Source organism: Mitsuaria sp. BK041, from assembly GCF_014193085.1.
GTDB lineage: Bacteria > Pseudomonadota > Gammaproteobacteria > Burkholderiales > Burkholderiaceae_C > Roseateles.
The window spans coordinates 2661836-2673739 of record NZ_JACHYT010000001.1 but is presented as its reverse complement, the minus strand read 5'-3'; the positions used below and the strand labels follow the sequence as shown (position 1 = coordinate 2673739).

The following is an 11904-nucleotide window of genomic DNA, read 5'->3' as shown; positions in this document are numbered from 1 at the left end:
CCCCTTGAGCACGACATGACCCTCTCACGACGCCCCCTTTTCACCCGCCGCAGCATGCTGGCCGCCGCTGTAGCCGTGCCGCTCGCTGGCGCTTCTGGCCTGACCGCCTCGGCGCCGCGGCGCGCGCAGGAGCGGGCCGACCATCTGCTCTGGTACCGACGTCCCGCCACGCGCTGGGAGGAGGCGCTGCCGCTGGGCAACGGCCGGCTCGGCGCGATGGTCTTCGGCCGCGTGGGCCAGGAGCGGTTGCAACTCAACGAGGACACGCTGTGGGCAGGGGCCCCGTACACGCCCGACAACCCCGAGGCCCTGGCCGCGCTGCCCGAGGTGCGTCGCCTGCTCGACGAAGGCCGCTACAAGGAGGCCACGGACCTGGCCAGCGCCAGGATGATGGCCCGACCGCTATGGCAGATGGCCTATGGCTCGCTGGGGGACCTGCTGCTCGACTTCGACGGCGCCGAGGCGCCGCGCACCTACCACCGCGAGCTGGATCTGGACACCGCCATCGCCACCTTGCGCCACGAGAGCGCGAGCGTCTCGATGCGGCGCGAGGCCTTTGTGTCCGCGCCCGATCAGGTCGTGGTGCTGAACCTGCAGGCCGCGCGCGGGCGCATCGCCTTCGAACTCGCCTGCCGCGGGCCGCGCAAGGCGACGTACGCCAGCCCCGATTACCAGGGCTCCGCGACGGTGCTGGTGGCGGACCAGCCGGTCGACTGGATGCAGCGCCAAGAGGCTGGCTTCGAGCAACCCGATCACGTGAAAGTTGCCGACGACCAGGGGGCCTTGCTCGTCACCGGCCGCAATGAGGCCGGCCCCGACACGGCCCCGGGACTCACCTACGCGATGCGCGTGAAGGTCGTCACCGACGGCCGCGTCGAGGTGACACCCGAGGGCCGGCTGCGCGTCAGCGGTGCCCGCAACGTGACGCTGTTGATCGCGGCCGCCACCAGCTACGTCAACTTCCGCGACACCAGCGGCGATCCCGTCGCCACGGTGCGCCGACACACCGAGGCCGCAGCCGCCAGGCCCTACGCCGCGCTGCGCCGCGACCACGTGCGCGACCACCAGTCGCTGTACCGCCGCTTCACGCTGGACTTGGGCCGCACGCCCGCCGCAGGGCGGCCCACCGATGAGCGCATCGCCGCCGCGGAGAAGTCCGACGACCCGGCACTGGCCGCGCTGTACCTGCAGTACGGCCGTTATCTGCTGATCGCCTCATCGCGCCCCGGCACGCAAGCGGCCAACCTGCAGGGCATCTGGAACGAGGGCGTGAATCCCCCCTGGGGCAGCAAGTACACGATCAACATCAACACCGAGATGAACTACTGGCCTGCCGACGCGGCGGCGCTGGGCGACTGCGTGGAGCCGCTGCTGCGCATGGTGGAGGAACTGGCCGTCACTGGCGCGCAGACCGCCAGGACGATGTACGGCGCGCGTGGCTGGGTGGCGCACCACAACACCGACTTGTGGCGGGCCGCGGCCCCGATCGACGGCCCGCTGTGGGGCCTGTGGCCCTGCGGCGGCGCCTGGCTGTGCAACACGCTGTGGGACCACTGGGATCACCAGCGCGACGCGGCGCTGCTCAAGCGGCTGTACCCGCTGCTGGAGGGCGCTTCGCAGTTCTTCCTGGACACGCTCGTGAAAGACAAGGCGGGCCGCGGCCTCGTCACCTCGCCGTCCATCTCGCCGGAGAACTGGCACCCGCACGGCTCATCGCTGTGCGCCGGCCCGGCGATGGACCGGCAGATCCTGCGCGACCTGTTTGACCGCACCGTGCATGCCGGCCGGCTGCTGGGCGCCGATGTGGACTTCCTGGACCGCGTGGCTGCCGCGCGCTCCGCGCTGGCTCCTGACCGCATCGGCCGGCAGGGGCAGCTCCAGGAGTGGCTGGAGGACTGGGATGCCGGCGCGCCGGACCAGCAGCATCGCCACGTCTCGCACCTGTATGCCGTCTATCCGAGCAGCCAGATCAATCCGCGCGACACCCCCGAGCTGCTGAACGCGGCCAAGACCAGCCTGCGACAGCGTGGCGACCTGGCGACCGGCTGGGGCACGGCCTGGCGGCTGTGCCTGTGGGCGCGCATGGGGGAAGGCGACCATGCCCACCAGGTGCTGAAGACGCTGCTCGGGCCGCAGCGCACCTACCCCAACATGTTGGACGCGCATCCGCCATTCCAGATCGACGGCAACTTCGGCGGCACCGCCGGCATGCTCGAGATGCTGGTGCAGTCGTGGGGCGGCGAGGTCCACCTGCTGCCCGCGCTGCCCCAGGCGTGGCCCCGGGGCACCGTGCGTGGCATGCGCGTGCGCGGCGGCCTGGACCTGGACATCGAATGGCGCGACAGCCGTCCCGTTCGGCTGTCGCTTCGGGGGCCGGCCGGTACGAAGGTCCTGCTGCGCCACGGAGGTCGCCGGATGACGGTGGTGCTGGATCACCGAGGGCGGGCGACCCTCGACGTCGGGGCGTTTTCCCGCGAGTCGCCACCGGGGATCGGCTAGTCCAGATGCCCAGCCGCCCAGGTGCGAAGCGGCATGGCGATGCCGGTTCGCATCCCGCGGAAGCGGGGCAGGTTGATGCCGCGGCGCCTAGATCGGCGTGGCCACCTTGAACCGCGCGATCGCCTCCGTCAGCGCCAGGGCCTGCTGGCGCAGGCTCTCGGCCGCCGCGGCGCTTTCCTCGACCAGGGCCGCGTTCTGCTGCGTGCCGCGATCGATCGCCGCCACTGCCTCGTTCACCTGCACGATGCCCTGGGTCTGCTGCTCGGTGGAGGCGTTGATCTCGCCCATCAGGTCGGTGACCTTGCGCACCTGCGACAGCACCTCGCCCATGGTGCGGCCGGCCTCCTGCACCAGCTCGCCGCCGGCGTCGACCTTCTCGACGCTGTCCGAGATCAGCGTCTTGATCTCCTTGGCCGCCTGGGCGCTGCGCTGCGCGAGCGCGCGCACCTCGCTGGCCACGACCGCGAAGCCGCGGCCCTGTTCCCCGGCGCGCGCGGCTTCCACCGCGGCGTTCAGGGCCAGGATGTTGGTCTGGAAGGCGATCCCGTCGATCACGCCGGTGATGTCGCCGATGCGCTTGCTGGAGCCGGTGATGGCCGCCATCGTGGTGATGACCCGGTCCACCACCTCGCCGCCCTGGCCGGCGACCTGCGCGGCGGCGTCCGCCAGGCCGGTGGCCTTGCGCGAGGTCTCCGCATTGACCTGCACCGTCTCCGTCATCTGCGCCATCGAGGACGCCGTCTGCTGCAGCGCGCCGGCCTGCGATTCGGTGCGGCTGGACAGGTCCTGGTTGCCGGTGGCGATCTGCGTCGAGGCGGTCGCGATGCCGTCCGCGGCCTGGCGGACGTTGGTGACCATCGTCGACAGGTTGCCGCTCATCGCCTTGAGCGCCGTCAGCAGCTGGCTCAGCTCGTCGCGGCCCTCGACCTGGATCTCGTCGCGCAGGTCGCCGTCGGCCACCGACTGCGCGACCTGGATCGCGCGGTTCAGCGGCCGGGTGACCGCGCGGCTGATCAGCCAGCCCAGCAGCCCCGCCACGCCGGCCGACAGCAGCGCGGTCGCGATCAGCAGCAGCCGGTCGTGCGCGAACAGCTCGGTCGCGGCGCGGCTGTCGGCGGTCGAGCGCTCGTCCTCGTAGCGGATGAAGTCGCCGGTGGCCGTCAGCAGCGCCGCCAGCAGCGGCCGGCATTCCGCGTTCATCTTGCTGATGGCCTCGTCGCGCTGGCCGTCCTTGGCCAGGCCCACGATCGCCAGCGCGACCCGGCCGTACTGCTGCTCGATCGCATCGACCTTGTCGAAGAGGGCCCGGTCCTGCGTGGTCGCGTCGGCCGCGGCGGCCAGGTGCCGCTTGAGCCGGTCCAGCGACTGCTGCACCGCTTCATGCGAGCGGGTGACGGCCTCCAGCTCCGTCGCGCGGTCCTGCGGCGTGCTCACCAGCACCAGGTTGCGCGCGGCGATGGCCCGCGACTTCGCCGCGGATTGCAGCTCGACGATCAGTCGTTCGCGCGCGGCCACGCCCTGCAGGTAGTCCTCGACGCGCGAACTCGACTGGTTCAGCCAGTACAGCGCCGCGCCGGACACGGCGGCGACGATCAGCGCCATCACGCCGAAGCCCGCCCACAGCTTGGTCTTGACCTTGAGATCCGAAAGCTTCATTGGTGTTCCTCCCGATGGGTACCCCGGCCGCTACGGCGGCCTGTCAGATCTTCGGCGGTGCGTCGCGACTTCTCAAGGCGCGACCGGCGAAAGCCGGTGTGAGGCGATTGCCTACACGGCGAAGGCGTGGGCCAGCCCGGCCACCTCGCGCTCGAAGACCATGCGCTCGCGCAGCACCGCCTGCCGCGCCGGGCGCGAGAGCTCCAGGTAGAGCTCGAAATCGCGCATCAGCCCGGCCGCGCCGGCAAACACCTGGTCCACCTGGTCGGGCTTGAAGTAGCACTCGTCGGGCAGCGCATAGTCGCGCGCGGCGCCCACGTCCAGCGCGAAGACGCAGCAGTCGCGCATCAGCGCCTCGCGCGCCAGCCGGTCCTTGCCCGGGAAGGTGCCCAGGTCGATGAAGAGCTTGCTGCGGCCCAGCGCCTCGTAGACCTGGGCCCGCGTCAGGCCGCGGATCAGGTGGACCTTGCAGCCGTTCTCGCGCTCCAGCCGGGCGGCGATCGCGCCGACGTCGTAGACCACCTTGTGGTTGGCGTTGAGCGCGATGTCGGTCTTGGCGGCGGTCTCGAAGACCGGCTCGCCCGCGGCCGGCACCGGCTTGCCGGGCGTGTAGTCCGACAGCGGCAGCGTGCGGGTGCAGCCCAGCGCCTGGATGACGTCGCGCGCGTAACCCGACTGGTAGGTGTGCAGCACGCGCTCGCTGCGCAGCAGGTTGAGGTTGATCTTGTTGACCGACAGGTACTCGAAGGCGTTGTCGATGCTCAGCCACCAGACCATCGGCTTGCAGGGCTGGAAGTAGCGCAGCCAGTGCACATAGGTCTCGGCCAGGACGACGCAGGTGTCCGGCGTCATCGCGATCTCCTCGGCCAGCCGCACCTGGTACTTCTCGTAGTCGGCGACGGTGTTGGGCCGCGGCTGCAGCTTGAGCACCGTGCCGGCGCCCAGGCCGTTGCGGCGGAACAGGTCGTCGACGGCCGGCAGGTCGGTGGGCAGCACGTACCAGACGCGCGCGTCATGGCCCTGGCGGATCAGCGAGTCCGACAGCTGGTGCAAGGCCTCCGGCCCGCCGGTCTGCACGCCGTGGGGAATCAGGATGACGATCTGCTGCTTCGCGTTCATCGGTGGCCTTGTGGGTCTCGTGTCGTTCTTGGGGAAAAGAGGCGGGGCAGGGCGCGGGCGTTCAGGACGCCGCGTTCAACGCCGCCAGGCGCTGTTGGAGCTTCTCGGCCGTGGCCGGGGACACCGACTGGAAGCCGGGCAGCAGGAAGCCGCTGCGCGTCTTGACGATGCGGTCGGAGAGGTGGTCCAGCAGGAAGTCCGGCATCTCGCGGTAGACCGTCGGCAGGTGGAAGATGCCGTGGAAGCCGAAGGTCGGGTAGGGCACCGCGGGGAACTCGACGGAGAAGTGCGAGGCGATCGCCTTGGGCGCGAAGCGGCAGCCGGCGCGCTCCAGCGTCTCGCGCATGGTGCGGCAGATGTAGAGGTCCTCGGCCTCGGTCGGGTCCGGGTAGTCCAGCCGGGCGACCGCATGCACCAGCCGCCGGGAGCGCCACGAGAAGCCGCCGTTGCCGACCTCGTTGACCTCGTAGTTGGGCCAGGGCGCGCCGATGTAGTCGTAATGCAGGAAGTGCGGCGAGAACTGGTCGGCGTTGAGCACGAAGCCGTCGTACTGGATCACCAGCACATGGTCGGCGCTGAGGTGCTTGGCCAGTTCCCGGGTGATCAGCAGGTTGTACTCGGCGATCGAGCGCAGCGTCGGCACCGGGATCACCGGCAGGCCGGGCCAGAGCTCCGGCTTGTCCGAATAGATCAGCACCTGGCTGAAGGGCAGGCCCTGCAGCTCCATCTGCCGCATGCTGTGCAGCAGCGCCTGGCGCGCCAGGACATGCAGGTCGGTGTCGACGATGGCGACGGCGATGCTGGGCTTGGCAGTGCTCATGTCACATCAGGTCCAGCAGCTGCTTCGTGACCGTACCCCAGGAGAAGCGCTGCGCCAGCCGCTGGCGGGCGGCCTCGCGGCGCGGCGCCGGAGTCAGGCGCTGCTCGACCACCTGCAGCATGGCCTCGCGCAGGTCGTCCAGGTCGGGCACGACGAAGGCGCCGACCGGCTGCGGCGCGTCGGCCGCGGTGCCGGGACGGCTGTGCAGGCGGTGGCAGAGCTCGGGCGGGGTGAAGTCGTCGGTGGCGCCGCCGCCGCTGACGATCACGTGCGTGCCGCAGCCCATGGCCTCCAGCACCGGCAGGTTGAAGCCTTCGGCGCGGTAGGGGGAGACATAGGCGTCGGACAGCGCGTACAGCGAGCGCAGCTGCGGCAGGTTCAGGCTGGTGGACAGGATGGAGATGCCGTCGCGCACCTGCGGCGCGTTCAGCGCCGGCGCCCGCGTGGCCAGCTCGGCGAAGAGGCGCTCGACGCCGATGCCGTACAGCCCCTGGTGGTCCTTGAGGATCAGCCGCACCGGCAGGCCCTGCAGGCGCAGCTCGGCGAAGGCCAGCAGCAGCAGGTCGATGCCCTTGTTCCAGGTCGCCACGCCGACGTTGCTGAACACCGTTTCGTGCGGCTGCATGCCCAGCGCCGCGCGGGCAGCCTGGCGCTGCTCGGGCGTCATCGGGAAGAAGGTGTCGGTCTTGTAGCCGTGCGGCACGACCAGGACCTTGTCGGCCTCGAAGCCGTAGTCCACCAGCCGCGCCTTGGACCAGCGGGTCGGCGTGACGACGAAGTCGTCGCCCTGGGTCAGCGCGGCGGGCGGCATCTCGGGCGGGTCGAAGCTCTTGCCGGACAGCCCGAACTCGGTGACGACGAAGGTCGCGTTGCGGCGCGCGGCGGCCGGATCGCCCAGCCGCACCGGCGAGGCGATGCGCAGCCGCACGTCCATCACCCGGTCGCCGGGGTCGGGCAGGGCGTCGATGATGGCGCGCTCCTCGGGCGCGAAGCCCGAGTCCAGCTTGCCCTTGTCCCAGTGCGGCATGAAGAAGGGCGCGTCCCGGTGGAACAGCTCGAACCGCGGGTCCTTCACCATCTCCAGGATCTGGTTCTGGTTGACCATCGCGATGGAGTGGTTCACCCCCCGCCAGCCCTCGATGCAGAGTGTCTTCATCCGGCCGATTGTGTCCCCTCGTCCCGGGGGCCATGCGCCGATAAGGGGGATGGCTCCGGCCCAGTCCCGCGCTCAGGGGTCAGAGCAGCGGGACCGCGCCGTCCTCTTCCAGTCGCCGGGCGGTGGCCTGCAGGGCCGCCATCGCGGCGTGGTGGACCGTGGCGGCGGTCTCGTCCGGCGCTGCCGCCGCCCCAGGCGCCGCCCCGGCCGCGGCGCCTGGGGCGACCGTCGCCGAGCTTGCCGCGGCGGCCGCCGCGGCCGTGTGCGCGGCGTCGGACAGCAGGGCGGTGGTGGACGCCGAGGGCGCCGCCAGCAGGTCCTCCGCGGCCAGGTGGGCCCGGGCGGCCGAGCCCGTGGCCTCGGTCGCGGCGTCCGCCGTGCCGTCGCTGGCCTTGGCGAACCAGACGTCGCCCATCTGGTGGGTCACGCCGTCCGCGGTCTTGTAGCCCGAGATCAGGCCCACCAGGTTGCCGTGATCGACGGTCGCGCTCGAGCGGGCGGCCAGGTCCAGCTCGACGATGCCCAGCTCCGACAGCGACTTCAACTCGCCCGCGTCGGTCTTGCCGTTGCCATTGGCGTCGGCCCAGATCCGCAGCTGCGAGAAGGCGGCGTCCTGCGCATTGAGGACGTGATCCGCGTTGGCGTCGAGCGCCTGCATCGCCTCGTAGCCGTTGGCCGCGCGATGGCCGTTGGCCAGCACGGTGCCGCTGCCGAAGAGCTCGCCGCCGGAGTCGATCTGGCCGTTGCCGTTCAGGTCGCGGGCCAGCAGCCCGTTGCCCTGCGCCATCCAGCCCCACTGCTGGGCATGGCCGGTGTTGTTCATGTCGAAGCTGACGCCCTGCGCCGCGGACACCGTGCCCAGCCCGTGGCCGTCCAGGTTCAGCAGGATGGGCGTGGCCAGGAACAGCGCGTCGAGCTGCGCGCCGCTCATCGCCTGCAGCGCCTCGGTGCTGAAGGCCAGCACCTGGTCCATGTTCAGCGCGGCCAGGTCGCGGGTCTCGAAGCCGACGATCGCGTCGGTGCCGATCGCATGGATCTGGTCCAGCGTCAGCGCCCGGGCCTGGTCGCGGCCCAGCGCGGCCAGGTCCTCGCTGGACATCGCCGCGAAGCCCTCGGACGAGATCGCCGCCACCTGCTGGGAGCTCAGCGCGGCGACCTGGTGGCTGTCCAGCGCCGCGATCGCGTCCGAGTTCATCGCCGCGAGGGCCTCGGTGTGCAGCCCGCGCAGCGTCTGCGTCGACAGCCCGTGGACCTGGTCCGAACCGAGCGAGGCGAAGACCTCGGTCGACAGCGCGTTCAGCGTCGCCGTCCCCAGCGCCCGGAAGGCCGAGGAGCTCAGCGCCGCGTAGTCCTCGGTGCCGAAGCCGGCCAGCTGCGCCGTCGTCATCTCGGCCAGCTGCAGGCTGGTCATCGCGTGGACCTGATCGGTGGTGAGGCCGGCGAAGTCGCCGGCGTCCATCACCCGGATCGCGCGGCCGGGCAGCAGGGCCACGTCCTGCGCGTCCAGCGCGGCGATCTGGTCGCTGGTCCAGGCCAGCACCTGCACGTTGGTCAGGCCCAGGATCTGGGCGGTGCCCAGGGCCTGGATCTGCTCGGTGGTCATGGCCGCCGCCTGCTGGTAGCTGAGCGCGCCGACCTGGTCGGGCCGCAGCGCCGCCACCTGGTCGACGCTCAGCAGCGCGATCTGGTCGGAGCCCATCGCCTTGAGCGCCGTCGTGTGCAGCACCGCCAGGTCCTGGGTCTCCAGCGCCGCGAGCTGCGTGGCGTTCAGCCCCGCCAGCTGCGACGAGCGCAGCGCCGCGAACTGCAGCGTCGTCAGCGACGCCAGCGCGGTCGGATCCATCGCCGCGATCTGCAGCGAGTTCAGCGCCGCGATCTGCTTGACCGACAGCGCGCCGATCTGGTCCAGGTCGAGCGAGCCGAACTGGTCGCTGCTCATCCCCAGCAGCGCCTGCGAGCCCAGGCTGGCCAGCTGCGCCGTGCCCAGCCGGTCGATCTGGTCGGCCGTCAGCCCCATCAGCTGCTTGGAGTTCAGCGCCGCGAGCTGGGCGTTGCTCAGCGAGGCGATGCTGTCGCCGTTCATCGCGGCGATCTGGGTCGAGCTCAATCCGGCGAGGGCGCGGGTGGTCAGGCCCACCACGTCCTGGAACTCGAGGTTGGCGATCTGGTCGGTGCCCAGCGCCGCCAGTTGCCGGGACGAGAAGACCGAGAACTGCGCCGAATCCAGGGCGTTCAGGTCGACCTGTTCCAGCGCGGCCATCTGGGTCGTCGTGAGCGCGGCGACCTGGTTGGTGCGCAGCGCCGCGAACTGGTCGGGCACCAGGGCGTTCAGCTGCTCGGTCGTGAAGCCCTGCAGGGCCTGGACGCTCAGGCCGCGCACGCCGTCGGTGGACAGCGCGTCGATCTGGGCGGGCGTCAGCGCCGCGACCTGGCCGGTGCCCAGCAGCGCGGTCTGCGCGCTGCCGAAGGCGCCGACCTGCTCGCGGCTCAGCAGATGGATCTGCTCGGTGCTCAGCGCGCTCAGGTAGATCGGCTTGACGGCGGCCAGCAGCGCCGGATCGAGCGCGCCGATCTCGTCGGTCGAGATCGCCGCCAACTGGAAGGAGGTCAGCGCGGCGAAATGGGTGCCCAGCGCATTGAGGCTGTCATGGTCCAGCGTGCGCACCTGCGCCGTGCTGAGCGCGGCGAGCTGACCGTCGCGCAGCGAGGCCAGGCCGGTCGGGCCGAGCGCGTCGAGCTGGTCGGCGCTCAGGCCACGGATCGCCAGCGTGCTGATGGCCTGCAGCGAGGCCGGGGCCAGCACCTGCAGCTGGGCCGGCGTCAGCGCCGCCACCTGCGCCGCGGTCATCGCGCCGGTCTGCCCAGTGCTGAAGGCGGCCACCAGGGTGACGTCCAGCGCCTGCACCTGCGCGCCGCTGAGCGAGCGGATCACCGTCGCGTTCAGCGCGCCGAAATCCTCGGGCTCCAGCTGCGCCACCTGGTCGGTCGTCAGGCCGCGGAACTGCGCCGAAGTGAGCGTCGCGAACTGCGCGGTGCTCAGCGCGTTCAGGTCCTCCGGGCTCATCGCCGCGAGCTGCGCCGTGCCCAGCGCGCGGATCTGGCTGCTGGTCAGCGCCTGCAGCTGGTCCGAGCTCAGCACGCCGAGCTGGTGGTCGGTCAGCGTCGCGATCACGCGGGTGGACAGCGCCTGGATCGCGCCGGTGCCCAGCGCGGCGAGCTGTTCGTCGCTCAGGTCGCGCAGCTGCGCCGTCGTCAGCGCGCCGGTCTGCGCGCCGCTCAGCACGGCCAACTGCTCGGAGCTCAGCGAGGCCATCTGCGCCGGTGTGAGCCCGCGCAGCGTCGCGCTGCTCAGCGCGGCCAGGTCCTCGGTGCCCAGCGAGTGGAACTGCTCGGTCGTCAGCGACTGCAGCTGCTTGGAGCTCAGCGCGGCCAGTTGCGCGGTCGACAGCGCGGCCAGGTCGTCGGTGTCCAGCGCGGCCAGCTGGCGCGTGGTCAGCATCGCGATCTGCAGGGTCTTGAGCGCGCCGAGCTGCTCGGCGCTCATCGCGCCCAGCACCTCCGGCTTCAGGCCGATCAGCGCGCTGCTGCTGAGCAGGCGCAGCTCGTCGGTGCTGAAGGCGGGCAGCTGCTCGCTGCCCACGCCGATCAGCTGGGTCGAGGTCAGGCTCTGCACCTGGCGCGAACTGAGCGCGTCGAACTGGTCGGACGACAGCGCGCCGAGCTGCGCCGAGTTCAGCGCGCGCAGGCCCTTGGTGCCGATGGCCGCCAGGTCCTCGCCCTCCAGCGCGGCCACCTGGGCCGTGCTCAGCGACTTGATCTGCAGCGTGTTGAGCGCGCCGGCCTGCTCGGTGGTCAGCGCCACCAGCGCGTCGGTGCCCAGCGTGCGGAACTGCTGGCTGGTCATCGCGGCGATCTGGCGGCTGTCCAGCGACTGCACCGCGTCCGAGGACAGCTGCGACACCGCGGCCGTGGTCAGCCCGCGGATCGCGCCGGTGCTCAGCGCCTGCAGCGCGTCGGTGCCGAGCGCGCTGAGCTGGTCGCCGCTCAGGCCGCGGGTCTGGTTGCCGCGCAGCGCGCCGATCTGGGCGGTGCTGAAGGCGTTGAGCTGGTCGACGCTGAGCGCGCCGATCTGCACCGTGTTGAGCACCTGCATCGAGGCGGTGCTGAACACGGCCACCTCCTCGGTGCTCAGCAGGCCGATCTGCGCGCTGCCCAGGCCGCGCACCTGCACCGAGGACAGCGCCGCGATCTGCGCGCTGTCCAGCGCGCTGAACTGGTCGCTGTCCATGCGGCGCAGCCGGTCCACCGTCAGCGCCGGGATCTGCGCGGTGGTCAGCGCATGGATCTGGTCGGTGGTCAGCGCGGCCAGCGAGGCGGTGGTCAGTGTCCGCAGCGCGCCGGTGTTGAGCGCCTGCACGTCCTGCAGCTCCAGCGCCGCGAGCTGGCCCGAGGCCAGGTAGTTGAGCTGCCGCGCGGTCAGCGCATGCACCTGCAGCGTGGTCAGGCCCACCACCTGGGCGGCGCTCAGCATGGCCCACTCCGGCCCGGTCAGCGTGGCGAGCTGCGCGGTGGTGAGGGCTGCGATCTCCTCGGGAGTGAGCGATCCGACGTCGAAGGTGGCCATGGGGGATGGGAGGGTACTGCTGGAACCTGG

General features: G+C 71.4%; 6 protein-coding genes. 1 reads left to right on the top strand and 5 read right to left on the bottom strand.

Annotated features, from left to right (window positions below; translation table 11 throughout):
- Window positions 1-15: 15 nt before the first annotated feature.
- Window positions 16-2499, top strand: coding sequence for a glycosyl hydrolase family 95 catalytic domain-containing protein (locus FHT38_RS25325; protein ID WP_255488658.1), 2484 nt, complete (start codon window positions 16-18; stop codon window positions 2497-2499).
- Window positions 2500-2586: 87 nt separating this feature from the next.
- On the opposite strand, the gene FHT38_RS25635 is transcribed toward FHT38_RS25325, so the two are convergent.
- From FHT38_RS25635 to FHT38_RS11235, 5 genes are all read right to left on the bottom strand, one after another.
- Window positions 2587-4155: a methyl-accepting chemotaxis protein gene (locus FHT38_RS25635; protein WP_183491815.1), complete on the bottom strand. Its 1569-nt coding sequence runs from the start codon at window positions 4153-4155 to the stop codon at window positions 2587-2589.
- A 111-nt stretch (window positions 4156-4266) separates the two neighbouring features.
- Window positions 4267-5274: a hypothetical protein gene (locus FHT38_RS11250; RefSeq protein WP_091724829.1), complete on the bottom strand. Its 1008-nt coding sequence runs from the start codon at window positions 5272-5274 to the stop codon at window positions 4267-4269.
- A 61-nt stretch (window positions 5275-5335) separates the two neighbouring features.
- Window positions 5336-6094 (bottom strand): DUF5672 family protein, encoded by a 759-nt coding sequence (locus FHT38_RS11245; protein WP_183491814.1) that lies wholly within the window; start codon window positions 6092-6094, stop codon window positions 5336-5338.
- A 1-nt stretch (window position 6095) separates the two neighbouring features.
- A complete protein-coding gene (locus tag FHT38_RS11240; protein WP_183491813.1) occupies window positions 6096-7250 on the bottom strand; it encodes a glycosyltransferase family 4 protein in 1155 nt (384 codons plus the stop codon).
- Between the two features lie 79 nt (window positions 7251-7329).
- Window positions 7330-11874, bottom strand: a complete 4545-nt coding sequence (locus tag FHT38_RS11235; RefSeq protein WP_183491812.1) for a heme utilization protein — start codon at window positions 11872-11874, stop codon at window positions 7330-7332.
- Between the last annotated feature and the right edge of the window lie 30 nt (window positions 11875-11904).